This window comes from Niveispirillum sp. GW835-FHT14G11 (assembly GCF_058793615.1).
On record NZ_JBXAFZ010000012.1, the window covers coordinates 15477 to 39972 of the forward strand.

At 65.1% G+C, this 24496-nt stretch carries 27 protein-coding genes; 14 read left to right on the top strand and 13 right to left on the bottom strand.

Annotation, left to right across the window (positions count from 1 at the left end):
- Window positions 1–7: 7 nt before the first annotated feature.
- The gene (locus AC1Q7F_RS21220) at window positions 8–535 is read right to left on the bottom strand and encodes a hypothetical protein (protein WP_492510535.1); all 528 of its coding nucleotides are present in this window, start codon (window positions 533–535) and stop codon (window positions 8–10) included.
- Window positions 536–759: 224 nt separating this feature from the next.
- Between AC1Q7F_RS21220 and AC1Q7F_RS21225 the strand changes: the two genes are divergently transcribed.
- The 3 genes from AC1Q7F_RS21225 (at window position 760) to AC1Q7F_RS21235 (ending at window position 2453) form a co-directional block, all read left to right on the top strand.
- Entirely contained in the window at window positions 760–1173 is a 414-nt protein-coding gene (locus AC1Q7F_RS21225) for a dihydroneopterin aldolase (RefSeq protein ID WP_492510536.1), read from the top strand.
- Window positions 1174–1436: 263 nt separating this feature from the next.
- Complete coding sequence (locus AC1Q7F_RS21230) at window positions 1437–1889, top strand: hypothetical protein (RefSeq protein WP_492510537.1); 453 nt, start codon at window positions 1437–1439, stop codon at window positions 1887–1889.
- 15 nt (window positions 1890–1904) lie between these two features.
- The gene (locus AC1Q7F_RS21235) at window positions 1905–2453 is read left to right on the top strand and encodes a hypothetical protein (protein ID WP_492510538.1); all 549 of its coding nucleotides are present in this window, start codon (window positions 1905–1907) and stop codon (window positions 2451–2453) included.
- A 46-nt stretch (window positions 2454–2499) separates the two neighbouring features.
- On the opposite strand, the gene AC1Q7F_RS21240 is transcribed toward AC1Q7F_RS21235, so the two are convergent.
- Window positions 2500–3741: a threonine ammonia-lyase gene (locus AC1Q7F_RS21240; protein WP_492510539.1), complete on the bottom strand. Its 1242-nt coding sequence runs from the start codon at window positions 3739–3741 to the stop codon at window positions 2500–2502.
- Window positions 3742–4015: 274 nt separating this feature from the next.
- Here AC1Q7F_RS21240 and radA point away from each other — a divergent pair, with 274 nt between their 5' ends.
- From radA to purF, 3 genes are read left to right on the top strand one after another with little or no spacing between them, the layout of a single operon-like run.
- Window positions 4016–5416: a DNA repair protein RadA gene (gene radA / locus AC1Q7F_RS21245; protein ID WP_492510540.1), complete on the top strand. Its 1401-nt coding sequence runs from the start codon at window positions 4016–4018 to the stop codon at window positions 5414–5416.
- Window positions 5417–5426: 10 nt separating this feature from the next.
- Entirely contained in the window at window positions 5427–6149 is a 723-nt protein-coding gene (locus tag AC1Q7F_RS21250; RefSeq protein ID WP_492510541.1) for a CvpA family protein, read from the top strand.
- Window positions 6150–6202: 53 nt separating this feature from the next.
- Window positions 6203–7654 carry an amidophosphoribosyltransferase gene (gene purF, locus AC1Q7F_RS21255; RefSeq protein ID WP_492510542.1) on the top strand — a complete coding sequence of 484 codons (1452 nt, stop codon included), beginning with the start codon at window positions 6203–6205 and terminating at the stop codon, window positions 7652–7654.
- Between the two features lie 206 nt (window positions 7655–7860).
- Here purF and AC1Q7F_RS21260 read toward each other — a convergent pair whose 3' ends face one another.
- The 6 genes from AC1Q7F_RS21260 to AC1Q7F_RS21285 form a co-directional block, all read right to left on the bottom strand.
- A complete protein-coding gene (locus AC1Q7F_RS21260; RefSeq protein ID WP_492510543.1) occupies window positions 7861–9216 on the bottom strand; it encodes a M16 family metallopeptidase in 1356 nt (451 codons plus the stop codon).
- Entirely contained in the window at window positions 9216–10661 is a 1446-nt protein-coding gene (locus AC1Q7F_RS21265; protein WP_492510544.1) for a M16 family metallopeptidase, read from the bottom strand. Before AC1Q7F_RS21265 ends, AC1Q7F_RS21260 begins: the two co-directional genes overlap by 1 nt.
- A gap of 244 nt (window positions 10662–10905) precedes the next feature.
- The gene (locus AC1Q7F_RS21270) at window positions 10906–11259 is read right to left on the bottom strand and encodes a hypothetical protein (protein ID WP_492510545.1); all 354 of its coding nucleotides are present in this window, start codon (window positions 11257–11259) and stop codon (window positions 10906–10908) included.
- A gap of 173 nt (window positions 11260–11432) precedes the next feature.
- Window positions 11433–12446, bottom strand: coding sequence for a TIGR00266 family protein (locus tag AC1Q7F_RS21275; RefSeq protein WP_492510546.1), 1014 nt, complete (start codon window positions 12444–12446; stop codon window positions 11433–11435).
- A 119-nt stretch (window positions 12447–12565) separates the two neighbouring features.
- Window positions 12566–13168, bottom strand: coding sequence for a DUF1013 domain-containing protein (locus AC1Q7F_RS21280; RefSeq protein ID WP_492510547.1), 603 nt, complete (start codon window positions 13166–13168; stop codon window positions 12566–12568).
- Between the two features lie 190 nt (window positions 13169–13358).
- Window positions 13359–14354 (bottom strand): NAD(P)H-quinone oxidoreductase, encoded by a 996-nt coding sequence (locus tag AC1Q7F_RS21285; RefSeq protein WP_492510548.1) that lies wholly within the window; start codon window positions 14352–14354, stop codon window positions 13359–13361.
- Window positions 14355–14439: 85 nt separating this feature from the next.
- Here AC1Q7F_RS21285 and AC1Q7F_RS21290 point away from each other — a divergent pair, with 85 nt between their 5' ends.
- Genes AC1Q7F_RS21290 through AC1Q7F_RS21305 form a run of 4 tightly spaced genes read left to right on the top strand, consistent with a single transcriptional unit; the run spans window position 14440 to window position 15389 of the window.
- Window positions 14440–14628, top strand: coding sequence for a DUF1192 domain-containing protein (locus tag AC1Q7F_RS21290; RefSeq protein ID WP_492510549.1), 189 nt, complete (start codon window positions 14440–14442; stop codon window positions 14626–14628).
- A gap of 12 nt (window positions 14629–14640) precedes the next feature.
- Window positions 14641–14928 (top strand): hypothetical protein, encoded by a 288-nt coding sequence (locus AC1Q7F_RS21295; protein ID WP_492510550.1) that lies wholly within the window; start codon window positions 14641–14643, stop codon window positions 14926–14928.
- A gap of 6 nt (window positions 14929–14934) precedes the next feature.
- The gene (locus tag AC1Q7F_RS21300) at window positions 14935–15243 is read left to right on the top strand and encodes a type II toxin-antitoxin system RelE/ParE family toxin (protein WP_492510551.1); all 309 of its coding nucleotides are present in this window, start codon (window positions 14935–14937) and stop codon (window positions 15241–15243) included.
- Entirely contained in the window at window positions 15240–15389 is a 150-nt protein-coding gene (locus AC1Q7F_RS21305) for a DUF1192 family protein (RefSeq protein ID WP_492510552.1), read from the top strand. The genes AC1Q7F_RS21300 and AC1Q7F_RS21305 overlap by 4 nt, the downstream gene beginning before the upstream one ends.
- Here AC1Q7F_RS21305 and AC1Q7F_RS21310 read toward each other — a convergent pair.
- Window positions 15379–15597, bottom strand: a complete 219-nt coding sequence (locus AC1Q7F_RS21310; protein WP_492510553.1) for a ribbon-helix-helix domain-containing protein — start codon at window positions 15595–15597, stop codon at window positions 15379–15381. The two genes, AC1Q7F_RS21305 and AC1Q7F_RS21310, sit on opposite strands and share 11 nt — an antisense overlap.
- A gap of 17 nt (window positions 15598–15614) precedes the next feature.
- Window positions 15615–16733 carry a cell division protein ZapE gene (gene zapE, locus AC1Q7F_RS21315; protein ID WP_492510554.1) on the bottom strand — a complete coding sequence of 373 codons (1119 nt, stop codon included), beginning with the start codon at window positions 16731–16733 and terminating at the stop codon, window positions 15615–15617.
- 161 nt (window positions 16734–16894) lie between these two features.
- Here zapE and AC1Q7F_RS21320 point away from each other — a divergent pair, with 161 nt between their 5' ends.
- A complete protein-coding gene (locus AC1Q7F_RS21320; protein WP_492510555.1) occupies window positions 16895–17689 on the top strand; it encodes a substrate-binding periplasmic protein in 795 nt (264 codons plus the stop codon).
- Between the two features lie 111 nt (window positions 17690–17800).
- Here the strand turns inward: AC1Q7F_RS21320 and AC1Q7F_RS21325 are convergent, their stop codons facing one another.
- Window positions 17801–18595, bottom strand: coding sequence for a substrate-binding periplasmic protein (locus tag AC1Q7F_RS21325; RefSeq protein WP_492510556.1), 795 nt, complete (start codon window positions 18593–18595; stop codon window positions 17801–17803).
- A 192-nt stretch (window positions 18596–18787) separates the two neighbouring features.
- Here AC1Q7F_RS21325 and AC1Q7F_RS21330 point away from each other — a divergent pair, with 192 nt between their 5' ends.
- Complete coding sequence (locus AC1Q7F_RS21330) at window positions 18788–20017, top strand: DUF2336 domain-containing protein (RefSeq protein WP_492510557.1); 1230 nt, start codon at window positions 18788–18790, stop codon at window positions 20015–20017.
- 19 nt (window positions 20018–20036) lie between these two features.
- On the opposite strand, the gene AC1Q7F_RS21335 is transcribed toward AC1Q7F_RS21330, so the two are convergent.
- Window positions 20037–21743, bottom strand: a complete 1707-nt coding sequence (locus tag AC1Q7F_RS21335) for a methyl-accepting chemotaxis protein (RefSeq protein WP_492510558.1) — start codon at window positions 21741–21743, stop codon at window positions 20037–20039.
- A gap of 243 nt (window positions 21744–21986) precedes the next feature.
- Between AC1Q7F_RS21335 and pdxY the strand changes: the two genes are divergently transcribed.
- The gene (gene pdxY, locus AC1Q7F_RS21340; RefSeq protein ID WP_492510559.1) at window positions 21987–22847 is read left to right on the top strand and encodes a pyridoxal kinase PdxY; all 861 of its coding nucleotides are present in this window, start codon (window positions 21987–21989) and stop codon (window positions 22845–22847) included.
- 82 nt (window positions 22848–22929) lie between these two features.
- Window positions 22930–23334 carry a hypothetical protein gene (locus AC1Q7F_RS21345; RefSeq protein WP_492510560.1) on the top strand — a complete coding sequence of 135 codons (405 nt, stop codon included), beginning with the start codon at window positions 22930–22932 and terminating at the stop codon, window positions 23332–23334.
- Window positions 23335–23404: 70 nt separating this feature from the next.
- Here the strand turns inward: AC1Q7F_RS21345 and AC1Q7F_RS21350 are convergent, their stop codons facing one another.
- On the bottom strand, window positions 23405–24418 hold the full coding sequence (locus tag AC1Q7F_RS21350; RefSeq protein ID WP_492510561.1) for a hypothetical protein: 1014 nt from the start codon (window positions 24416–24418) through the stop codon (window positions 23405–23407).
- Between the last annotated feature and the right edge of the window lie 78 nt (window positions 24419–24496).

Below are 24496 nucleotides of genomic sequence, written 5' to 3' on the forward strand. Positions count from 1 at the left end.
CTCAACCTCAATCGAACGTCCGGAGCGCCGCCGGCGCCCCCTTCAAATGTTTGTCCAGCAGGGTGACGATCTCCTCCATCTGCTGGCGGACCTTGTCCAGCTCCATGGAGGTCTTGTCGTCCAGGGCTGCCTCCATCAGCATCATGTCGAAATCGTTCAGCAGGCTCATCAGGCTCTCGCGCTCCTGCTGCAAGATGTCATAGGCGCCCAGCGCATGGACCAGCAGTTCCGGCGGGTCGCGGAAGAAAGTCAGGCTCATGCGGGTGAAGCTGGTGATGGAGCGCAGACGCATGCGCACCAGCCAGCCCTTCAGGTCGGCCGGCACGCCGCGGTTGGGCGCTTCCTCCGCCTTGTCGGTGATGGTGAAGATCAGGGCCTGGATTTCCAGGTATCGGGCGCGGGCCTTCTTGAAATCGGGAAAGGTGGCGAGCTTCACGCCCTCCTGCTTTTCAAACAGGCTGACGGCGCCGGCGAGCGATTGCGACAGATGCCGCAAGACCGTCGCCCTCTGTGCCGCATCCTGTTCGTAGCGCATGAATGTCCCCGTATGCGTTCTTCACAACTTTCGCGCACTCTATCCATGGAAGGCAAGCCGCACCACCACACCGAAAGGATGGCCCCGAAAGTCGGGGCCCCGCGTAACCCTCCCCGCTGGCGCCCGCGTTACCTTGTCCTCCGGCACCCCGCGCCAATGCGGCGGGTCAGCCCCGGCGTCTGCGTGACTTGTCGGCGGTTGGGGCCGGTGGTAGAGCCAAGCGCATGATGCAGCCCGCGCTTCGCCCCTTGCCTCATCCCGTCACCGGCTCGCCCGTACGCGACCCCGGACCGGTGGTGCTGCCTGGGCAGGTGGTGCTGGTCGTGCGCGACCTTGTGGTCACGACGCTGATCGGCATCTATGATTACGAGCATGTGAAGCCGCAGCGCCTGCGCCTGAACCTGGAACTGTCCCTGGCGCAGGTAACGTCTATGCCCTGGACCCATGCGGAACTGGTGGAAACCGCCGGCCGCATCGCCACGGAAGGCCATACCAACCTGCTGGAATGCGTTGCCGAACGACTGGCCGCCACCCTGCTGGCCGGCGGCCGCGCCATCACCGCCCTGATCCGCGTCGAAAAGCTCGACGCCTTCGAAGAATGCGAGGCGGTGGGCGTGGAGATTGTTCGGGCCGCGTGACACCCTGGTCAGTCAATCGAGCTTAATTCCTCAATAGCAGCCGAGGCAGCTACCCCTAAAGCGGTAGGGTGTGACGATTCGGTGGCATTACGCGACCCGAACCATACATGTGAATGCTTGGGCGGCGGGATGTAACTTATGGTTTACCAGCCAATACATAAATATCCAACAAAAATTGACAAAATAATCGACAAAAGAACATTCTTTCAAACCCACCTCTTGACCAATTCCAAAATAAAAAAGGGACCAACATGAAGAAGATAATGCTGCCACTGGCGGCAATGGCGTTGTTGTCAGCCTGCTCCACCATTTCAGATGGCACCACCCAGGAAATTGTCGTCAACACCAATCCGGAAGGCGCCAACTGCGCCCTGATGCGCGAGGGAGTAGCGGTCGCCCGCGTCAACCCCGCCCCGGGAGCGGCCATGGTGCAGAAGACGAAGCATGACATCACGATCATCTGCACGAAGACAGGCTTTCAGCAGGCCACCTTCATGAACAAGTCGGGTGTCGCCGCCAATACTTTCGGCAATATCATTCTGGGCGGTGGCATCGGTTGGGCCATCGACAGTGCTACCGGTGCCGACAATAAATATACCTCTCCGGTCAATATCACCTTGATCCCCGAAGGCATGACCCCACCCGCCACCGGCGACGTGTCGGGTAGCGCCGCAGGTGCAGCCACCACTCCCGCTACGCCGTCCGGCAACAAGTAAGAGGACGAATATCCCATGCGACTGCTGCGTTCCCTGGCAATTGCCGCCTTTTTGTTGCCGCTGACGGCCTGTGCATCTCGTCCGGAGGCGATGGTCGCATCCGCCCCCGCCGAGGCACGGGGGCTGGTCCACAGTTCCCCACTGTTCCAATCGGCCAGCGTAGGCAGTGTCACAATCGGCAAGGAAAAGGGCTATTCCTGGGAATTCGTGGAGGAGGGCCTTTTTCGGGAGGCCTTGCAGCAGTCGCTGGCTGCCACAGGCTTGTTGGCCACGGATCGAACACCAGCCTATATCGTCGATGTAGTGTTGATTGATACTGATCAGCCGATCTTTGGCGTCGACTTTACGGTCACATCCATTGTCGATTATTCGATCCGGCCGCTGCAGGGGGATGGTGCGCTGTTCAAACAGCGCGTCACCGCCCCCTACACGGCTAAATTCTCCGATGCTTTCGTAGGCGGGGAGCGGGCGCGTCTGGCCAATGAAGGCTCGATGCGCGCCAATATCGAGAAGTTCCTGGGCGAAGCATTGCGGGCGGTAAAATCCGCGAAGCCTGCGCCCTGAGAGTGTGCGACCGGCTGGCCAGTACCGGGTCAGCCGGTCGCGTTTCCTACACCACCCCGCCCGCCAGCACCTGCACCGTCAACCCCCCGGTCGTGCGCAGCATCTCCAGCACCCGTTCCGCGTGGCGTTTAGACCGGCATTCGATGGTCAGGTCGATGTCGGTGGCCTTCACTGTCGTCGTCGTGAACAGGCGCTGATGGGAGGCTTCGATGATGTTGCCGCCGGCATCGCCCACCAGGCCGGTGATCCGGGCCAGCACGCCAGGCCGATCCGGAATGGCGATACGCACCGCAATCAGACGGCTTTCGCGGACCAACTGGCGCATGATCACCTGTGCCAGCAGACGGCTGTCGATATTGCCGCCGCACAGGACCAGCCCGACCTTGGCCCCCCGGAACAGGTCCGGATGGGTCAGGATGGCGGCCAGGCCGGCGGCACCCGCCCCTTCGGCCACCGTCTTCTCGATGTTCAGGAACAGGGCCACCGCCTCTTCCACCGCGACATCGGAGACCAGAACCACCTGATCCACCAGGGCGCGGCAGATCTCCAGCGTCTTGGCCCCGACATTCTTCACCGCAATGCCTTCCGCAATGGTGTCGCCGCCGACCTGGATGGGCTCGCCCTTCAACGCCTGGGCCATGGCCGGATAGGCTTCCACCTCCACACCGATGATGCGGATGGCGGGGTTCAGGGCCTTGGCCGCGACGGCGATGCCGCTGATCAGGCCGCCGCCGCCAACGGGCACGACCAGCGTGTCCAGATGCGGGGCCGCCATCAGCATTTCCAGCCCGATGGTCCCCTGCCCCGCGATGACGTCGGCATCATCATAGGGATGGACGAAGACCAGCCCTTCCTCCCGGCTCAGGCGTTCGGCTTCCGCCGCCGCCTCGGCCAGGACGGAGCCTTTCAGCACGACGCGGGCGCCATGCTCCTCGGTCCGCTCCACCTTGGTAAAGGGCGTGCCTTCCGGCATGACGATGGTGGCGGGTATGCCCAGGCGCCCGGCATGATAGGCCACGCCCTGGGCGTGATTGCCCGCCGACATGGCGACCACGCCACCCGCCCGCTCGTCGGCGGTCAGCTTGCGCAGTTTGTTCAGGGCACCGCGTTCCTTGAAGGCGGCCGTAAACTGCAAATTCTCGAACTTCACCCAGATTTCAGCACCCGTCAGCTGTGACAGGGTGCGCGACGGGACGCAGGGCGTTTCCATGATGTGCCCGGCAAGCGCCTGTGCTGCCTCTTTCACATCGGCCAGGGTTACGGGAAGAACGGGGGAAGCGGCGGTCATGGTTGCTGTCTCCTTGGACGCAAGCGGCGGCCCGGCTGCGATAGGGCGACGGGCCGATGGATGCCCGTTCAGGTCCAGGCACTTCTCCCATTCTTGCTCGCACTTCCCATCGTGGCTGGCGAGACGATTTTTCACAGCACTGCCCCCGCCCTCCCGGCATAACCCTCCGGGTTGCCCCTGCGCATGTTGCATTCGTGTTATGAAGGGCTCCCCAGCGGCGCTTGCAGCGTCTATATAGGGGCCGCGTCCGTTATCCCCTGGAGCCGTCACGACCTTGGCCCGCGCCCCCAGCAAATATGTCTGCCAGAATTGTGGGGCCAGCTACCCCAAATGGTCGGGCAAGTGCGACGCCTGCGGTGAATGGAACACCCTGGTCGAAGAACAGGTGGCCGAGGCCGTGCCCAAGGGGCTGGGCAAGGGCGGTGGCGGGCGCAGAATCGAATTCGTGGCACTGTCGGGTGTGCCCAGCGATGCGCCGCGGCGCATGACCGGCATTCAGGAATTCGACCGGGTCTGCGGCGGCGGGCTGGTCAACGGCTCCGCTCTGCTGGTCGGCGGCGATCCCGGCATCGGCAAGTCCACCCTGCTGCTGCAGGCCACCTGCTGCCTGGCCCAGGACACGCGCTGCGCCTATATCTCGGGCGAGGAGGCGGTGGATCAGGTGCGCATGCGCGCGTCCCGCCTGGGCCTGGCCAATGCGCCGGTGCAGCTGGCATCCGCCAACAATGTCCGTGACATCGTGGCCAGTCTGGAGACCGCCGACGGCCCGCAGGTCGCCGTCATCGATTCGATCCAGACCATGTATATCGACACGCTGGACAGCGCGCCGGGCACGGTGGCGCAGGTGCGGTCCTGCGCCGCCGAGTTGATCCGCGTGGCCAAGCGCCGGGGCATCACCCTGCTGATCGTCGGCCATGTCACCAAGGACGGGCAGATCGCCGGCCCCCGCGTGCTGGAGCACATGGTGGACACCGTGCTGTATTTCGAGGGCGAGCGCGGCCACCAGTTCCGCATCCTGCGCGCCGTGAAGAACCGGTTCGGCGCCACCGATGAGATCGGGGTGTTCGAGATGGGGGAGGATGGGCTGGTCGAGGTGCCGAATCCGTCCGAGCTGTTCCTGGCCGACCGCCGCCGCGACATCACCGGCACTGCCGTCTTCGCCGGATTGGAGGGCACACGGCCGGTGCTGGTGGAGGTGCAGGCCCTGGTCGCCCCCTCCCCGCTCGGCACACCGCGCCGGGCCGTCGTCGGTTGGGACACCGCGCGGCTGGCCATGGTGCTGGCCGTGCTGGAGGCGCGCTGCGGCGTGGCCATCGGCGCCAACGATGTCTATCTGTCGGTGGCCGGCGGCCTGAAAATCTCCGAACCCGCCGCCGATCTGGCCGTGGCCGCCGCCCTGATCAGCAGCCTGACGGGGGAGCCGGTGCCGGCTGACGCCGTGGTGTTCGGCGAAATCGGCCTGTCGGGCGATATCCGCGCCGTCAGCCAGACCGACCAGCGGCTGAAGGAAGCCGCCAAGCTGGGCTTCAACCGGGCGCTGATGCCGCAGCCGCGCCGGTCGCGCGGTGACGGCTCGGCCGATGGATTGCGGCGCGTGGAACTGGACCATCTGTCCGATCTGCTGCCATTGTTCCAGGCGGACCCGGCCCCGCGCCCGCCGCGCAGCCGGGATTGAGGGGACCATGATGGAAGGCAGCAGCCTGAACCCCGTCGACATCGCCGTTATCGTGGTGTTGCTGATCTCGGCCCTGATGGCATTCGCGCGCGGTTTCGTGCGCGAGGTGCTGTCGGTGGCGGCCTGGATCGGCGCGGCCCTGGCCACGCTCTGGCTGTTCCCGCATGCCGCCCCCTATACCCGTACCTATATCAGCACCCAGTATGTGGCCGATGGCGTCACCATCCTGGGCGTGTTCACCTTGTCCCTGATCGTGCTGTCGGTAGTGACCAGCACCATTTCCGGCAAGGTGCAGGAAAGCAACCTGTCGGCCATCGACCGGTCGCTGGGCTTTGCCTTCGGCGTGGTGCGGGGCGCGGTGCTGGTGTCGCTGGCCTATCTTTTCGCCGCCTGGCTGTGGCCGGAACAGCCGGTCTGGCTGCGCGAGGCGAAGTCGCGGCCGTTCCTGGAGACGGGTGCCGACATCCTGCGCGACTTCCTGCCCAATGCCGACCTGTCGCCGGCCCAGCGTGAGGCGCAGCGCGCCCACAACCGGCTGGAGGAGGCGGAGAATGCGAAGCGTACGCTGGACCGGCTGGCCAATCCGCGCCCCACATCTGCGGGGAACGCGGCTGTGCCGGAGGCCGATCGCGGCTATAATGTCGAAGACCTCGGCCGTCTGGACCAGGTGATCAAGAGCACAGACCAGCAGCCCAACCAACCGGATCGACGTCCCGAAGGGGACCAACGCTGACCCGGCCTTTTGACCTGACCGTACCGGACACCCCCCGTGAAAGGCGCCTTCCCATGCTGACGACCCATCCCTTCGACGACGACAAGCTGCGCGAGGAGTGCGGCGTCTTCGGCGTGTATGGTCCCCAGGACGCGGCGGCCCTGGTGGCGCTGGGCCTGCATGCGCTTCAGCATCGCGGGCAGGAAGCGGCTGGCATCGTCAGCTTCGACGGCCAGGATTTCCCGCAGCACCGGGCGCTCGGTCAGGTCGGCGATATTTTCGGCAGCGAAGCGGTGATGCGCAACCTGACCGGCGACATCGCCATCGGCCATGTCCGCTACGCCACCACCGGCGAACGGTCCTTGCGCAACGTGCAGCCTTTGTTCGCGGAGTTTGAGTTCGGCGGCTTCGCGCTGGCCCATAATGGCAACCTGACCAATGCCATGCAGCTGCGTCGCCAGCTGGTGCGCCGCGGCTGCCTGTTTCAATCGACGTCGGACACGGAGACCATCATCCATCTGATGGCCACCAGCCGCTTCGGCGGCGTCATTGAGCGCCTGATCGACGCGCTGCGCCAGGTTGAGGGCGCCTATTCCCTGGTCTGCATGGCCAAGGATCAGGTGGTGGGTGTGCGCGATCCCTATGGCGTGCGCCCGCTGGTGCTGGGTCGTGTCGGCGACAGCCATGTTCTGGCATCGGAAACGGTGGCGCTGGACATTATCGGCGCTGACTATATCCGCGATATCGAGCCGGGCGAGATGGTGGTGCTGGACAAGAACGGTGTGCAGAGCCTGCGTCCATTCCAGCAGACTGCGTCCAAGTTCTGCATCTTCGAGTATATTTATTTCGCCCGGCCCGACAGCTTCATGGAAGGCCACTCCGTCTATGGCGTGCGCAAGAAGATCGGCGCGCAGCTGGCCATCGAAAGCCATGTCGATGCCGACCTGGTGATCCCGGTGCCGGATTCGGGCGTGCCGGCGGCACTGGGCTATGCCGAACAGAGCAAAATCCCCTTCGACCTGGGCATCATCCGCAACCATTATGTCGGCCGCACCTTCATCCAGCCGACGGACAAGATCCGCCGCCTGGGCGTGAAGCTGAAGCACAATGCCAACCGGCACTTCATCGAGGGCAAGCGCATCATCCTGGTCGATGACAGCATCGTGCGCGGCACCACCTCGGTGAAGATCGTGGAGATGATGCGCGATGCCGGTGCCAAGGAAGTGCATATGCGCATCTCCAGCCCGCCGACCAACAATGCCTGCTTCTACGGCATCGACACGCCGGAGAAGGAGAAGCTGCTGGCCCACCGTATGTCGGTGGATGAGATGCGCGACTATATCAATGCCGACAGCCTGGCCTTCATCAGCCTGGATGGCCTCTACAAATCACTGAACCATGCCAAGCGCGATGGCGACATGCCGCAATATTGCGACGCCTGCTTCACGGGAGAATACCCGATCGCCCTGACCGACCACGACATGGCCCGCCCGGACGTGGCCTATATCGGTGCCAAGCGGGCGTAATACCAAATCCCGATGAGTTGGACTCATCGGGATTTGGTTCGGCGGCGACCGCCGCCGCGCGGCCCGTGCCGCGTAGCCAAGCCCACGGATGTGGGCGCCGGCGACTGAGGCCCGGTGATCGGTCACGATCACCGGGAACGGGTATAAGCATCATCACGTTAATGGAGAAAGGGCGGGGCGATGATATCGCCCCGCCCTTTTTTGCTTTACGGCTTGTACAGCGTCGCGTCCGGCGTGATGCCCGTGGGCTGGCCCACCAGGATGGTGGTCAGCTTGGTCGGATCGAGCAGGCGGGCCGCCACCCGTTTCACATCCGAAATGGTCACCGCGTTCAGCAGGTCGTTGCGCTTGTTCAGATAGTCAATGCCCAGGTTATCGCGCTGCACCTGCAGCAGCAGGCCGGCGATGGCGCCGTTATTGGTGAATTGCAGCGGGAACGAACCGGTCAGATAGGTCTGGGCATCGCTCAGCTCGGCCTCGGTGATGCCATTCGTCGCCACGTCAGCCCATATCTGTTTCGTGACCGAAATGGCCTCCGCCGCCTTTTCATTGACGGTGGAGCCGCTGACGGTGACAAGGTTGGCATGGTCATAGCTTTGCAGTGAAGACCCGATGCCATAGGTTAGGCCGCGTTTTTCCCTGACCTCGTCCATCAGGCGGGAGGAGAAGCCGCCGCCACCCAGCACATAGTTCAGGATGGTGGCCGCGTACCAGTCCGGATCGGACCGGTCAAGCCCGCCATGGGCCAGGATCATCACCGTCTGCGGTATGGGACGCGGAACCAGGATGGTCTTACCCGCGGCGGCGGCCTTGATGTCAGCCACCGGCGCCAGATCGGCCTTGGCCGGCAGGGAGCCGAACAGGCTGTCCAGCAGTGGCGCCAGCTCCGCCGCAGTGATGTCACCCGACACCGCCACTTTCAGCCCCTCCCGTGCCAGGCGCGTGCGGGCGAAAGCCACCAGATCATCGCGGGTGACGGCAGCCAGGGTCTGGGGCGTGCCGCGTTGCGGACGGCCATAGACATGGCTGGGAAACACGGTCTCCCCAAAGGCCAGCTGCGCCCAGTAATTGGGATCGGCCTGCGACCGGCGCAGGCTGGTCAGCAGCTGGTTGCGGATGCGTTCCACCGCCTCGGCATCGAAGCGGGGCTTGGTCAGCGCCAGACGCAGCAGGTCGAAGGCGGTGTCCTTCGTCTCCCGCAGCGTCGTCACTTGGCCCGCGAACCCGTCGCGGCCGGCGCTGAAGGACAGGGTGATGGAATTATCATCCAGCTTGCCCTGGAACGCCTGACTGTCCAGGTCGCCCGCCCCCTCATCCATGGTGCTGGCGGCCATCACGGCCAAGCCCAGCTTCTCCGCCGGGTCGCGCTCCGTCCCGCCCTCGAAGGTGAATTGCAGGGCGATGATGGGGTTCTTGGCGTCGCGCACCAGCCAGGCCTCAACCCCGCCGGGGCTGACCACCTTCTCGATATCGACGGCGGCGGCGGGCAGGCTGGTGAAGGCAAGGGCGAATGCCGTAAGCAGCAGCGCGCCCGTGCGGCGGATCATCTTCATGGCATCCATCACTTGGTGCCCCCCTGCTTGGCGGCAGGGGCGGCCGGAGCCGGGGCGGAAGCGGTAACCGGGGCAGCGATGGCGGCAGGCATCAGGATACCCGTGACATGGCTGTCCTGGCTCAGCACCGCACGGGCGGCGGCTTCCACCTGCTCACGCGTCACGGCGGCGATGCGGTCGGGCCAGGCCTCCACATCCGCCACAGTCTGGCCCGTGGTCAACGCGACACCGAAGGCATAGGCCGGACCTTGCAGGCTGTCGCGGGCGAAGATGGCGTCGCGGCGCAGGCGCACCTTGGCCCCTTCCACCTCCGCATCCGTCACCCCGCCGGCCAGCAGCCGGGCCAGTTCCGCATCCACGGCCTTCTCCACGGCCTCCACATCCTGGCCGGGAGCCGGGGTGGCGGAGATGGACAGCGTGCCCAGGTTCAATGCGTTGGGGTTGTAGGAAAGGCTGACGCCCGCCGCAACCTTCTGGTCCACCACCAATGCCTTGTAGAGGCGCGAGGTGGCGCCGTCGGCCATGATGTTTTCCAGCACCTCCAGGGCGCTGGCATATTGCTTCTCGCCCGCTGAATAGGACGGCGCCTTCCAGATGCGGGTCCAGTTGGGCTGGCGCACCTGGTCATCGGTCAGGGTGATGCGGCGCGCACCCTCCGTGGGCGGCTCCGTCACCCGCACGCGGGGCGGAATATCCTTGACCGGCTTGATCTTGCCATAGGTCTTTTCGGCCAGCGGCTTCAGGTCGGCGGCCGTGATGTCGCCCGCCACCACCAGGATGGCATTGTTGGGCGCATAATGGCGTTTGTAGAAATCAAGCGCGTCCTGGGTCGTCAGTTGCTCGATCTCATGCATCCAGCCGATGATCGGCGTGCCATAGGGATGATGCACGAACAGCAGGCTGTAGAGCTGTTCATAGAGGCGCGAGGCAGGCTCGTTCTCCGTGCGCTGGCGGCGTTCCTCCTGGATCACCTTGCGCTCCGGCAGGACGATATCGTCCGTCAGGCGCAGATTGACCATACGGTCGGCCTCCATCCCCATGACCAGTTCCAGCCGGTCGCGGGCGATGTTCTCGAAATAGGCCGTGTAATCATAGGCGGTGAAGGCATTGTCGCGGCCACCATTGCGGGCCACGGTGCGGGAGAATTCCGACGGCTTCATCGTCGCCGTGCCCTTGAACATCAAATGTTCAAGGTAATGCGCCAGGCCGGACTTGCCCGGCACCTCATCCGCCGATCCAACCTTGTACCAGACCATGTGGCTGACGACGGGGGCGCGGGGGTTGTTCACCACCACCACCTGCATGCCGTTCTTCAGCGTGAAGGTCTCCGGATCGAAGACGCGGGCCGCGGCGGGCATCACCGCCGTCAGACCCGCCAGGGCCGACAGCGCCATCCCGGCGGCCAGCCCGCGCCAGCGGCGGCGGGACGTTGCGGGACGTGGATTCTGGGTCACGAGGTCGTGTTCCTCCCGGCAAAGGGCCAATTTGCCCGTACTGTGGCGCGGGGAAGATGGAATGCCAATGGAATTCAGGTGAACGGTGTGTAATGCGGCAGGTGGTAAATCCGCGTCAGGATATGTTTGCCCATGACGACGGATCACCACCACCCGTCATGTCAGGCCCGACATGATCGTCATCAACCGCATTCTCCGTGGCGGCCGTTCCCAGGATGGGGTGTCGATGGATTGATCGGGGGGCTTACCGGGCCCGATGGCCCGCGGTGGCCGACAGCCGGGCATAATCAACACGCAATTCGGCCAGCCGCGTCGCGGCAGCTTCGGGGTCAGTGGCGGCCAGATCGATGGCGGCCAGGGCGGCATGCTGCAGGCGCTGATGGGCGCGATTGACCGTCAGCGCCTGATCGAAGGCACTGCTCATCGCCGTCAGGCCGCCCTGCAGGGTGCGGCACAGGCTTTCGGCCGTGCGCCCCATACTGTCCACCGCCGTCACCAGTTGCGGCAGCGCCGCCGTCGCATCCACCAGACGATCCGCCAGCAGAACGGCGCCATCCATGGGGTTGGGTCGGCGGATGAAAGGGATAACGATGCCCATTGCGGCGTCCTTGTCAAAACCGGGAGTTCCGGCTTGCCCCGAAGGCCAAACCGATGCCCCAGCCTGTCGCGATGCACGCATGTCCGCAAGCTATCCGTTGGAACATCTATACGTATGTATCTACCCCGGATAGCCCACGGAAAGAATGCGCCCAGCCGGTATCCCCGAACGGATCAGCGCTTGCCCCCCATGACGATGTCGCCCAGGGGGCCCAGCACGCTGCCCTCCCCCTTGCCCGCACCCGGCTGCGCGGCCGACAGCATGCGGCCCGCCAGTCGGGAGAAGGGCAGAGACTGAATCCAGACGCGACCCGGCCCCCGCAGCGTGGCGAAGAACAGGCCCTCGCCGCCGAACAGTACCGACTTCACGCCACCCACCTGCACCAGATCGAAATCAACATCGGGGGTGAAGGCAGCCACGCAGCCGGTATCGACATGCAGCACCTCGCCGGGTGCCAGTTGCCGTTCCATGACGGCGCCGCCGACATGGGCGAAGACCCAGCCATCGCCCGTCAGCTTCTGCATGATGAAGCCTTCACCACCGAACAGACCCGTCAGGATGCGGCGCTGGAAATGGATGCCCACCTGCACGCCCTTGGCCGCCGCCAGGAAACTGTCCTTCTGGCAGATCAGCCCGCCGCCCAGATCGGCCAGGTTCAGGGGCAGGATGGTGCCGGGGAACGGGGCGGAAAAGGCCACGCGGGCCTTGCCGCCCCGGCCGGAATGGGTGAACACGGTGGTGAACAGGCTTTCCCCGGTCAGCACGCGCTTGCCCGCCCCGATCAACTTGTCCAGGAAGCCGCCCGATTCGGCACCGTCACCGAAGATCGTGTGCATCTCCACCGGCGCGTCCTTGTAGACCATGGCGCCCGCCTCGGCGATGGCGCTTTCGCCGGGGTCCAGCTCGACCTCCACGAACTGCATCTCCTGCCCGTGGATTTTGAAATCGATCTGGTCGGCGCGACCGTAACGGCCGCCACCACGCGGCGGCGGCGGCGGCGGGGCGCCGGCCCCGCCCCAGGGGCTGGGCTGCGGCGACAGTTCGGCCACGGCGCGCACGGGCAGCCATTCGGCCATGCCGTTGCGCCAGCAGAAGGCGTCGGGATGGGCGCGGACATAATCCAGCGCCGCCTGCCCGTCCAGCGGGCCCACCCGTTCGTCATCATCATGGAAGAACCATTGTGTCATTGCCGCATCCCCCTGGTCTGGCCTTGATCGGTGCGCAGGATATCGTAACGCCGCCGAAAAATAAAAAGGCCGGCTGCCCCTGGGCAGCCGGCCAATTCCGCAACGGCATAGGGTGCCGATCAGTCTTCCTGATCGTCCCCCGCCAGCGTCGGGTCCAGATCCTCGTCCTCGGCATCCATCTCCGGGGTTTCCGGTTCCGGACGACCCTTGCGGGCCTTCTCCAGGGAGGCATCCAGCTCGCGCTGGCTGCACAGGCCCAGCAGCACCGGGTTGCGCGCCTTGATGTTGGCGGCGTTCCAGTGGGTGCGGTCGCGCACGGCGGCGATGGTCGGCTTGGTCGTGCCGATCAGCTTGCAGATCTGCGCATCGGACAGTTCCGGATGCGCTTTGATCAGGTGGGCGATGGCGTCGGGCTTGTCACCGCGCTTGGTGACCGGCGTATAGCGCGGGCCCTTGGAACGGGCCACCGGCTGCGGCAGATCCTGATGGCGCATCCGCAGCTTCAGGTTGGGATTGCCTTCGACCCGGGCAATCTCCTCGGCCGTCAGCTCACCACCGGCAACCGGGTCACGGCCGACCATGCCCACCGCCACCTCGCCATCGGCGATGGCCTGCACCTCAAGCTCATGCATGCCGCAGAATTCCGCGACCTGCTCAAAGGTGAGGCTGGTGTTCTCGACCAACCAGACGGCGGTGGCCTTCGGCATCAGGGGCAGTGCCATGCTTCCTCCTCAAAAACGCTTCGCCGGGCTGAAACCGGCGGAAAATCGATCCGTGAACGCAAAAGCCGCCCGTCGCGCGCGGGAGGGGCCCCGCGCAGCCAACCGGACGGACAAGTCAACGACCCTTATCCCTATAGCGTTCCGTCACGCGACAAGCCACGGGATTCTTTCAACGATCCGTGCGGTCCAACTACACCCGCAGCATGATCTTGCCGATATGGGCGGAGCTTTCCATCAGCCGGTGGGCATCGGCCGCCTGCTCCAACGGGAAAATCCTGGCGATCACCGGCCGAACCGTGCCGGCGGTCACCATCGGCCAGACATGGGCTTTGACGGCAGCCGCCAACGCCGCCTTCTGCGCTGCCGACCGGCTGCGCAGGGTCGACCCCGTCAGGGTCAGCCGCTTCATCATCACCGGCGCCAGGTTCAGTTCCGCCTTGGGCCCGCGCAGAAAGGCGATGGTGACATGGCGGCCATCCATGGCCAGACAGTCGATATTGCGGGGCACATAGTCCCCGCCCACCATGTCCAGCACGACATCCACGCCGCGCCTGTCCGTCGCCTCTTTCACCACCGCGACGAAATCCTGGGACTTGTAGTCGATGGCATGATCGGCGCCCAGCTCACGGCAGGCCGCCACCTTCTCATCCCCGCCCGCCGTGGCGAACACCGTGGCGCCCAGGGCCTTGGCGATCTGGATGGCGATCGTGCCGATGCCACTGGTGCCGCCATGCACCAGAAAGCTCTCCCCCGCCGTCAGCCCCGCCCGCTCCACCATGTTCGTCCAGACGGTGAACAAAGTCTCCGGCAATGCTGCCGCCTGCACCATGTCCAAACCGTCCGGCACGGGCAGCACCTGTCCGGCCGGAGCCGTGGCATATTCGGCATAGCCGCCACCAACCAGCAGCGCGCAGACCTTGTCGCCCACCCGCCAGCCGGCGACATCGGGGCCCAGGGCGGCGATGGTGCCCGCCACCTCCAGCCCCGGCAGGTCGGAAGCACCCGGCGGCGGCGGATAAAGACCCTGACGCTGCACCACATCTGGCCTGTTGACCCCGGCGACCTCCACCTTGATCAGTACCTCCCCCGCTGCCGGCATGGGCACGGGCCGGGTGGCGGGCACCAGAACCTCCGGTCCGCCGGGTTGCGTGATCTCCACGGCGCGCATGGTGGCGGGCAGGGTCATGGCAGGGGTACCTCTCGCTTGGGGGTGGCGGTCATCCGGCTGATACAGCAGAATGGCCCCCAAGACAAAGATAGGGAGAGACCCGATGGCTTTCGACCTGGACGAATTGCTGCCCACCAAGAAAGTGTCCAAGCCGCTGGAACTGGCCACCCTGTCCGTGGACGATCTGAACGACTACATCGTGGCACTGGAAGCGGAGATTGTCCGCGTCAAGGCCGCCATCAAGGACAAGCAGGATGTCCACGCAGCGGCGGCAGCGTTCTTTAAGAAATAGGATGTTAAGATCGTGGCGGACAAACGCCATCCGGTTTATGTTCTTGTCAGGAGGTTGCGAATGGCGAACTCAATTCCCACGCTGATCCAGCCAACGCGACGGGCTGCATCGACAGAGACCACGACAAGCCGGGCAAGCCGTATCGCGCACGAAAAGGTGCTGCTTGATCAAGCGCGCGCGGAATTCGCGCAAGGCCTTTACATGGACAGTGCCGAGGTCGAAGCTTGGTTGGAGGCACTTGACGGCGACGAGGAATTGCCGCTGCCTGCAGTCCATGGGCGCCCCGCGTTACGGAGATGAACAGCTTTGCCCAGAGAGCTGGACTATTCTCGGTTCGCGCTACGTGACCTTGCCGCGATCCGGAGATGGTTGCGCCAACCCGGCGCCGGGGAGCGGGCAAGGAAAAAACTCCATAATATCCGCAAAGCTATACACGACCTCAAATTAAAGCCTGTCGCCTGGCCGGTGGGCAACCATGATGGCGTCCGCGAGGTTCCTGTCGATGGTTATCGCGTCCTCTACGACGTTGATCCCGACACAGGCGAGACTGAGACGGCGGGTAATGTACGGATTCTGCGTGTGTTTGGCCCTGGACAGGACCGCGCAGTCCTTTGACCAGATGCCACTCCCACAGCCAGCCAATCGATAGTGACCCACATGATCATCACGCCGCGCTGGAGGCGGAGATTGTCCGCATCAAGGCCGCCATCAAGGACAAGCAGGACGTCCATGCAGCGGCCGCGGCGTTCTTCAAGAAGTAGGGGCCGACCGAACCGCCGCCAGCACATGCACCCGCAGCGCGCTGGACAGGTTGCCGGTCCGCGTAGCGTCCACCCGTTCGATCAGGCTGTTGACGGAGACCCCCTCCCCCGCCGCCAGTTCCTTCAGCGCCTCCCAGAACGGTTCCTCCAGCGTCACGCTGGTCGGGTGGCCGGCGATCATGACGGAGCGTTTGCGGACCTCGGTCATGGGCCTCTCTCCCGGGTTCAGGTCAGGTGGGGTCGCGCGAGATAATCTTCGGCCTGCATCTCCATCATGCGGCTGACGGTGCGCTGGAACTCGAACGCGTGGCTGCCTTCGGCATAGATGCGTTCGGGCGCCACCTCCGCCGCGATGATGGTGTTGACCTTATGCTCGTACAGCGCGTCGATCAGCGTCATGAAGCGCTTGGCCTCGTTGCGCAGGGCCTCGGGCAGGCGCGGCACCATGTCGATCAGGACGGTATGGTAATGCGTGGCGATGGCCAGATAGTCGCCGGCCCCCAGCGGCCGCGCGCACAGCTCGTCAAAGGTGAACCAGGCGACACCCTTGGCACTGCGCGGCACCTCCACCTTGCGGCCCTGCACCGTCAGGGAGGTGGATACCGGCGCCTCCCCATCGGTCACGTCGGCGAAGGTTTGCGCCATGGCTTCGGCCGTCGCCGGACCCAGCGGGTAATGATAGACCTTGGCCCCCATCAGCCGCGCCAGACGATAGTCGCGCGCCGACGCCAGATGCAGCACGTCCAGCTTCTCCTTCAGCAGCGCGATGAAGGGCAGGAACAGCTGGCGGTTCAAACCGTCCTTGTAGAGGTCTTCCGGCGGCCAGTTGCTGGTCGCCACCACCACCACGCCCAGCTCGAACAGGGCGGTGAACAGCCGGCCCAGAATCATGGCGTTGGTGATGTCGGTGACATGGAACTCGTCGAAGCAGAGCAGCCAGCCTTCGGCCGCGATCTCCCTCGCCACCTCCACCACCTCCTCGCCGGGCTTGGCGCGGCCTTCGCTGCGCAGCGCATGGATGCGCTCATGCACGTTCAGCATGAAGGCATGGAAGTGCACGCGGACCTTCTGTTCCACCGGGGCGGTCTCATAGAACAGGTCCATCAGCATGGACTTGCCGCGCCCGACATCGCCATAGATGTACAGGCCCTGCGGCGCCGGATCGGGGCGCCGGGTCAGGCCGAAACGGGCGCGCCAGCCCGTCTGTCCCGAGGAGGGGCGGTAATCCTTCAGGGCGTGCCAGAGGCTTTCCAGCTTCTCCGCCGCCAGTTCCTGCGCCGGGTCGGCCTTCAGCGTGCCGGTGCCGCGGCGGGCGCGGTAGACGGAAAGGGGGCCGTCGGTCATGGCGCGATCATCAGCAAGGTCAAGGGCTTCCACCCGGAAGAGGTAACGGCAGCCCAGACTCTTCGCAAGTGCGGCATCAACGACCCTGCCTTGTGGCATGGTCGGGCATGCCGAAATTGGTCGTTACATTTTAAATATATCCGTGTGAATTTGTAACGACCATGAAAACGTCGGTCCGTCCCCTGCTGGCCGCCCTTGCGGCCCTTTTCGCGCTGCCCGCCGGGCTACCGGCTGCGGCCGCGGAAGGCATCGGCGCCTGCCACATGCAGTTCGTCTGGGCGGAACTTCCGCCTTACCAGACGCTGGGACCGGATGGCAAACCCACCGGCATCGATATTGAGCTGGTGATGGAGGCCGCGCGTCGCATGCCGTGCACCATCGACTGGGAACTGGCGCCGCGCGCCCGTGCCGTGCTGCTGGTACAGGAAGGCAAGGCCGATGCCATTGTCGGCGTGGCGCGCACGGCGGAGCGGGAGGCGTTCGGCATCTTCTCCCAGCCCATCCGGGAGGGACGCAACGTCCTGATCGTGCGCAAGGGCGATATCAAGCGCTACCCGTACAACAGCCTGACGGAGCTGGCTGCCACCGGCTTCCGCCTGGCCGTCACCTCGGGAACGAAATACAGCCAGGAGTTCGAAGATCTGGCCCGCAGCGGGGCATTGGCCGACAATATCGTCACCGTTCAGAACGGGGAAAGCGCCATGGCCATGCTGCTGCGCGACCGCATCGACGGGTTCCTGGACGGCTACCGGATCGCGATTGACCGCGCCGAACAGATGGCCATGCGCGACGATATCGATGTGCATCCCATGTTCATCAACGAACACAAGGCCTTCGCCCTGTTCAGCCGCGCGTCGGGCATCAACCCGGCCACCATCACCCGCTTCAACGCCGTGATGCTGGGCATGCAGGCCGACGGCAGCACAACCCGCATCATCAGCAATTACGGCAGCTGACCCGCTCCCCCTTGCGCCGCTAAAGGCCGGCGACTGCCGGCCCGCGCCACGTGGCGCGTAAGCCAAGGGCGCGGATGCGCCCGCCCGGCGCTTGAGGGAACATAAATAAAATTACCGTGCGTTGGCCATGACAGGCGCCCAATCGCCCAGACCGTACCGGGCCAGGATGCGCGACAGCTCGCCCGATTTGCGCAACGCCACGATGCCGGCATCCAGCTTCTCGGCATTGGCCGCACTCTCCCCGCCCGGCGCGAAGGCCACGTAAAGCGGCGTGCCGCCATCGATGGCCTGTATCTCCACCAGCCCGTCCATGGCCTGGGCGGCCAGGGCGAATTCCGCGACGTTCATATCCTCCACCACCGCGTCCACTCGGCCGGCCAGCAGCTTCTTCAGGTTCTGGTCCGTGACATCCTCACCCGCCGCCAGCTCCAGCCGGCTGCTGTCATCGGCATGGGCCTGGATATAGGTGTCCAACGCCTCGTTGTAGGAATAGTCCAGAACGGCGGCCAGCCGCTTGCCCTCCAGGCTCTGCGGCCCGGCATAGCGCCATTTCTCCCCGCGACGAGTGATGATGACATTGGTGGTGATGCCCATGCTTTCCTTGCCGAACACCAGCCCCTCGGCATCCTCCGCGGTGGCGCCGGCCACCGCGTCGATGCGGGCGCTCCGCGCCTCCTCCACCGCCCGGCTCCAGGGCATCAGCTGGTAATCCACATGATCGGCGAACACCCTTTGGGTGATCTCCACCATATAACCGGGCTTTTCGGCTCCGGGCTGGCAGTTATAGGGGCACCAGGCATCGGCACGCAGGCGAAGTGGTTCCCCCGACGCCGGCGCGATTGGCACCAGGACGGCACCCAGTGCTGTCAATCCAAGGCTGAAAATGGCAAGGAGGGGACGGCGCATCGCGAACTCCGGGGTGGGGATCCATCCTCGCTGCAACGCAGCAGACGCATCATGACACGCCGATGTTGCAGTTTTAGCCGGCCGCCGCGTTTCACCGTTGAAGAAGGTGCGAAAGCGAGGGGTTGAAAGCCGGGGACGGATAAGGGATCGTGGCGCCATGCCGCACCCCGCCCCGCCTTGCCGTCCCCCGCGATGACCGACCGGCCAGACCCCAAGCTGGGGCCCCAAGCCTATGAACGGGCCAAGGAAATCGCGGCCAGCCGCGATCCGGCACAGCGCGCCGAACTGGCCTTGCAGCCGGAAACGCCGCCGGAACTGCTCTATTACCTGGCCGATGATGATGACGCGCTGGTCCGCCGCGCCGTCGCCTTCCGCGCCGAAACGCCGGTGCAGGCCGCTCCGCGTCTGGCGCGCGACCTGGACACCGATGTTCGCGTGCTACTGTCGCGCAAGCTGGCCCGCGCCCTGCCGCACCTGTCGGGGGCCGAACATACGGCCATTCGCGATCTGGCCCATCATGCGCTGACCATGCTGGCCGCCGATCAGGTGGTGCGGGTGCGTGCTGCCCTGGCCGGGGCTCTGCGCGACGTGGCGTCCGCCCCGCCCGGCCTGATCGCGCAGTTGGCCCGCGACGTGGCGCGGGAGGTGGCGGAGCCCATCCTGCGCGGTTGCGTCAACCTGGCGGATGAGGAAATCGTCGCGATCATCGCGGCCCAGCCGGTGCCCTGGGTGCTGGAGGCCATCGCCCGGCGCGACCGCGTTTCCGCCCCGGTGGCGGAGGCGGTGGCGGCGGCGGGCGATCCCGTGGCCACGGCCAGCTTGCTGGCCAATCCCGGTGCGTCGCTGTCGGATGGCGCCATGTCGCGCATGGTGGCCAAGCCGCTGGCGACCATCGACCTGAACAAGGCCACGGCCAAGCCGCTGCTGCCCCCCACCCTGCTGGGCAAGCTGGCCCGCATCGTGGAGGACAGTATCCGGGGCGAGCTGGCCGGCCAGGGCTTCGACAAGCAGGACCGGCAGGAGGTGGTGGCCGTCACCCAGCGCCGCCTGGACTGGGCCCGCGATTATGTGAAGCGAGAGCCACCCGACGCCAAGGCCGCCCGGATGAAGGCGGAAGGCAAGCTGGACGAGGCGGCGATCTGGGACGCGCTGTCCTGGGGCGACAAGCCCTTCGTACGCGAGGCGCTGGCCCTGCGCGCCGACCTGCCGGCCGACCTGGTGCAGCGGGTGATCGACACGCAGAGTGCCCGCGCCATTACCGCCCTGGCCTGGCGGGCCGGGCTGTCGATGCGCTGCGCCCGCCTGCTGCAGCTGAAATCCGGCCTGCCGCCGCCCAAGCTGCTGAACGCCCGCCACGGGGTGGACTACCCGATGACGGAGGCGGAGATGCGCTGGCAGCTGGGGTTGTTCGGGGTGGAGTGACGGCCAACCCGCGACGACATCACGTGCCTGAGCGCACCGAAGCCAGGAACCGGTCCACCTGGGCATGCAGGGCGCTGGCATGGCCGCTCAGTTCGGCCGATGCCCCCAGCAGCTGCTTCGACTCGGCGCCGGTCTGTGCCGTGCCCCGGCGGACGTCGACCACGGCCATGGTCACCGTATCCACCCCGTCCGATGCATGGCGGGCGCTGCGGGCGATCTCCGTCGTAGCGGCGTTCTGTTCCTCCACGGCGGACGCGATGGAGGCGGAGATTTGATTCACCTGGGCAACGGTGGCTCCGATCTCCTTGATCGCCTTTACCGCATCGCCCGTGGCCTTCTGGATCTCGGCGATGCGCTGGGCGATATCGTCGGTGGCGCGCGCGGTCTGGGCCGCCAGGATCTTGACTTCCGATGCCACCACGGCGAAACCCTTGCCGGCGTCGCCGGCCCGCGCCGCCTCGATGGTGGCATTCAGCGCCAGCAGATTGGTCTGACTGGCAATGTCGCTGATCAGACCCAGCACGTCGCCGATACGCTCCGCCTTGGTCGACAGGCCATCGACGATGCTGTTGGTGTGATCGGCCTGTTCAGCCGCACGGCGGGTCCGGGTGGCACTTTCCTCGATCTGACGGGCGATCTCCTGGATGGAGGAGGCCAGCTGGCCCGCCGCCGTGGCCACGGCCTGGACATTGTCCGTGGCCTGGCTGGCCGATGACTCGACCGTGTCCACCCGCTCCTCGGCACTGCCGGCCGTGGTCAGCAGCAGCTCGGCGGACTGCTTGATATGGTCCGACGAGGTGCCGACGGCGGCGACCACGGCGCTCACCTCATCCTCGAACCGCTGGGCCAGGGCCTGCATCTCCACCTTGCGGGCCTGCGTCGCCCGCAGTTCAGCGGCAGCCTGCTCGCGGCGCAGGGTATCGGCCTCGACGGCGTTATGCTTGAACACCTCGACCGCACGGGTGATCTCGCCCACCTCGTTGGCAGCAACGCTGGCCGGAATCTCGGTCTGCAGGTTGCCATCGGCCAGGCGCAGCATAGCATCGGTCAGGCGGCGCAGCGGCGCCAGCGACCCCACCGTCCACCAGGCGATGCCGACCCCAACCACCATACAGACCGCACAGACGATCAGCATCAGTTCTGAGAAGCCGCGCGCCTGCGCCCGGGTCTCGCCGCCGATCAGGGTATTGTCGGCCTCCTGCTTGTCGATGAAGCGGTTGATGCGGGCCAGCCATTCCGTCAGGTCCAGGCGCACGGTGCTGAGCAGCAATTCCTGCGCCTCAGCCGTCTGTCCGGCCTTGTGCAGGTCGATGACGCGGTTGATGCCGGGCAGGGTCTTGGCCTCGATCTCCTTGATCGAATTCAATATCTGCCGTTCTTCGGGCATGATGTCCTTGCGGGTGGCGAACATGGCATCCATGTTCCTGGCCGACTGTGTGTAGGCGGCTTCCAGCTTGCGGATATCGCCGACGATCGTCTCCACAATGGCCATGTCCTTGACCAGCACCACATCGCGCAACGCAATGGCGCGATCATGGACGGAGCCGCGGAAATTGATGGCATAGCGTTGCTTGACGCCATTCACTTCATTGATCTGGGTCAGGCTTTCGTTGATCAGGCTGACCTTCTGAACGCCGATGCCCGTCAGCACGACGAGCAGGGCCAGAAGCACCCCGAACCCGATCAGTACGCGGGTCTTGATTTTGGCATCACGCAGACTGCGCATCGGACGCTCTCTTGATGATTTGGGGCTAACCCGGATTGGGTACCTTATCGCATCCCAAGGGAGGGCCGAAGATCATGGATCGGCAGTGACGCGCCGCACAGTGTCCCCCTCACGTTTTTGGCATTGCAGCCCTGTCGCCGCACGGCGTAGCAAGGAAGGGGTGCAGTGGCATGGATTTTGTTGCGTGGCGCAGCAGGCCAGTGGCCGCCAGCCCGGCGTCAGAGGGAACAAGAGGATGACAAATTGCGGACCATCCTGACCATCCAATCCCATGTCGCCTTCGGCCATGTCGGCAACCGGGCCGCTGTTTTCCCGTTAGAAAGGCTGGGTTTCGACGCGATCGCCGTCAATACGGTACAGTTCTCCAACCATACCGGCTATGGCGCCTGGACGGGGATGGTGCTGCCGCCCGACCATATCGCCGATGTCCTGACGGGGGTGGAGGCACGCGGCGCCATGGATGGCCTGCACGCCGTGCTGACCGGCTATATGGGGGACGCAACGCTGGGCGATGTGGTGCTGTCGGCCGTGGCGCGGGCCAAGACCGGCAATCCCGACGCGCTTTATTGCTGCGACCCGGTGATGGGCGATGTGGGGCGCGGCTTCTTCGTGCGGCCGGGCATCCCGGAATTCTTCCGCGACCGCGCCGTGCCACAGGCCGACATCATCACACCGAACCAGTTCGAGCTGGAATATCTGACCGGCCACACCGTCACCGACCTGGCATCGGCCCTGGCCGCCACCCGCGCCGCGCGTGACCTGGGCCCGCGCTGGGTGATGGTGACCAGCCTGACCCGCGCCGATGCACCGGCCGACCGGATCGAGATGCTGCTGGATGGGCCGATCGGGGCCTTCCTGGTGGTCACACCCCGCCTGGACCTGACGCCGCCACCCAACGGGGCCGGCGATTGCGTGGCGGCCCTGTTCCTGGCCAAGTTCCTGGAAACCGGCGACGGCGCCCTGGCCCTGTCGCATGCGGCATCCGCGATCTACGCCGTGTTCAAGGCAACGCGCGACAGTGGACAGCGGGAATTGCAGATCATCGCCGCGCAGGATCAGCTGGTCCACCCCGCCAGACTTTTCCCCGCCGAACGTGTCAGCTGATACGCCGATCCAAAGGCGGGCTTGCCGCCGCCGCGCGGCAGGCCTATTTGAATTCGTGCCGCCATCAAGGAGCGCCAACCGGATGTCCCGCCTGTCCATCGCCAGCCTCGCCCTCGGTATCGGCCTGCTGTCTGCCCCCGCCAGTCTGGCTCAACAGGCCATCCAGCGCCCCGCGCAGGGGGAGTATGGGTGCGAGGTGCAGAAGAGCAATCCCTGCCAGGGCCGCGTCGATTTCAACATCGGCAAGAGCTTTGAATTCAAGATCCCCGGACCCGGTGACGTGACGTTCGAGAATAAGGGCAACAAGCGCTGCGTGCTGGAATATTCCATCACCGAAAGCACACTGGCCGCCACCGGCCGGCAGCTGTCTCTGGGTCCCGGCCAGAACCAGGTCCTGGCCGTGCGCGATGCCGGCGGCATGGTCATCCGGTTCTTCAGCCGCGGCATCGGCTCAACCACCTGCGATCTGACGGTGGGCCTGTCCTGACAGCGCCTGACGGCTGGGACGATGTGGTGGATGGACCGCCTGGTGCCCGACACGGGCCATGGGCCAGCCATCACACCCGGTCGTAAGGCCCGAAGCTGGCCGGGTGGCCATAGACGAAGCCGATCGAAGTCAGGTGGAAGCGCGGCGGCTGAAAGAAATTCTCCGCCGTGAAGGGCGCCTGGAAATGGTCCCCCAACAGGTCGTTGCGCACGAAGAAGGCGTTGACGCCGGTGATGTTGCAGCCGACCAGTGAATATCCCTTACGGGCGGCCATGTTGCACATGGCCTTCAGCGAGGCGCCGGTATAATCGGTGCCGTTCCACATGAAATCCGCGCGGTAGGGCACCACCAGCGCCTCCGACACGGGCAGCTTGGCATTATACTCGATGACCACGACCCTGGGGGAAACCACCTCCAGCGCTTCCATGATGTAATAATCATTGCCGTCGACATCGATGCTGATCAGATCGATCTCACCTTTGATGCCGGCGCCGCCAATCAGATCGTTGATATTCTCCCGCGTGATGAAATGCTGGCCAACCTTCAGCCGGCCTTCATCCAGCACGCTCTTGAAATTCTGCCGGATCTGCTCGACATGCCGGTCGCTCCCCTCCAGCCACAGGCCGCCCCATCCTTTCAGAAGCAGAAGCAGCGTGTTGTTCTGGGCGCCGGAGCCGCAGCCAAATTCCACGAACAGTTTGTTCCCGGTTCCGATGCGCCGGAAAATCTCAGCGATGATGCCGTCTTCATCATTCTGGGAATAGATCTTGTGGCCGGATCGTTCCAGACGCCTGGGGTCGGCGTAACGCGGATCGGCCAGCACCGCAGCGATCTCCGCCCTCGCCTGCATCATGGCCTGATTGAGCATCAGGATATGCATGCCGTGCAGGGTTTTGGTCATGCCGTGCAGGGTCTGGGTCATGCCGTGCAGCAGTCCCAGCACGTTGTTATGGTAGAGCTGGTTGCGGACACCGGCGTGGCGCGGATCTGCCGACAGGATATTCCTGTAAAGCTCGTCGGCCTCCTTGCCACGCCCCACATCCTGAAGCTGCAGCGCCAGAGCAAACGCCTCATCCGTATGCATGCCCAACCCTTCCCCCCGGAAACCGCTATTGGAGAGGCTTACCCACACCTGTCCAATGTTGGCAAGAGAAGAGCCGAA

Bases quoted from the DNA above. Each gene is read 5' to 3' on its own strand.
- AC1Q7F_RS21220 (WP_492510535.1), bottom strand. From the start codon at position 535: ATGCGCTACGAACAGGATGCGGCACAGAGGGCGACGGTCTTGCGGCAT.
- AC1Q7F_RS21225 (WP_492510536.1), top strand. From the start codon at position 760: ATGATGCAGCCCGCGCTTCGCCCCTTGCCTCATCCCGTCACCGGCTCG.
- AC1Q7F_RS21230 (WP_492510537.1), top strand. From the start codon at position 1,437: ATGCTGCCACTGGCGGCAATGGCGTTGTTGTCAGCCTGCTCCACCATT.
- AC1Q7F_RS21235 (WP_492510538.1), top strand. From the start codon at position 1,905: ATGCGACTGCTGCGTTCCCTGGCAATTGCCGCCTTTTTGTTGCCGCTG.
- AC1Q7F_RS21240 (WP_492510539.1), bottom strand. From the start codon at position 3,741: ATGACCGCCGCTTCCCCCGTTCTTCCCGTAACCCTGGCCGATGTGAAA.
- AC1Q7F_RS21250 (WP_492510541.1), top strand. From the start codon at position 5,427: ATGGAAGGCAGCAGCCTGAACCCCGTCGACATCGCCGTTATCGTGGTG.
- purF (WP_492510542.1), top strand. From the start codon at position 6,203: ATGCTGACGACCCATCCCTTCGACGACGACAAGCTGCGCGAGGAGTGC.
- AC1Q7F_RS21260 (WP_492510543.1), bottom strand. From the start codon at position 9,216: ATGGATGCCATGAAGATGATCCGCCGCACGGGCGCGCTGCTGCTTACG.
- AC1Q7F_RS21270 (WP_492510545.1), bottom strand. From the start codon at position 11,259: ATGGGCATCGTTATCCCTTTCATCCGCCGACCCAACCCCATGGATGGC.
- AC1Q7F_RS21275 (WP_492510546.1), bottom strand. From the start codon at position 12,446: ATGACACAATGGTTCTTCCATGATGATGACGAACGGGTGGGCCCGCTG.
- AC1Q7F_RS21280 (WP_492510547.1), bottom strand. From the start codon at position 13,168: ATGGCACTGCCCCTGATGCCGAAGGCCACCGCCGTCTGGTTGGTCGAG.
- AC1Q7F_RS21285 (WP_492510548.1), bottom strand. From the start codon at position 14,354: ATGACCCTGCCCGCCACCATGCGCGCCGTGGAGATCACGCAACCCGGC.
- AC1Q7F_RS21290 (WP_492510549.1), top strand. From the start codon at position 14,440: ATGGCTTTCGACCTGGACGAATTGCTGCCCACCAAGAAAGTGTCCAAG.
- AC1Q7F_RS21310 (WP_492510553.1), bottom strand. From the start codon at position 15,597: ATGACCGAGGTCCGCAAACGCTCCGTCATGATCGCCGGCCACCCGACC.
- zapE (WP_492510554.1), bottom strand. From the start codon at position 16,733: ATGACCGACGGCCCCCTTTCCGTCTACCGCGCCCGCCGCGGCACCGGC.
- AC1Q7F_RS21320 (WP_492510555.1), top strand. From the start codon at position 16,895: ATGAAAACGTCGGTCCGTCCCCTGCTGGCCGCCCTTGCGGCCCTTTTC.
- AC1Q7F_RS21325 (WP_492510556.1), bottom strand. From the start codon at position 18,595: ATGCGCCGTCCCCTCCTTGCCATTTTCAGCCTTGGATTGACAGCACTG.
- AC1Q7F_RS21330 (WP_492510557.1), top strand. From the start codon at position 18,788: ATGACCGACCGGCCAGACCCCAAGCTGGGGCCCCAAGCCTATGAACGG.
- AC1Q7F_RS21335 (WP_492510558.1), bottom strand. From the start codon at position 21,743: ATGCGCAGTCTGCGTGATGCCAAAATCAAGACCCGCGTACTGATCGGG.
- AC1Q7F_RS21345 (WP_492510560.1), top strand. From the start codon at position 22,930: ATGTCCCGCCTGTCCATCGCCAGCCTCGCCCTCGGTATCGGCCTGCTG.
- AC1Q7F_RS21350 (WP_492510561.1), bottom strand. From the start codon at position 24,418: ATGCATACGGATGAGGCGTTTGCTCTGGCGCTGCAGCTTCAGGATGTG.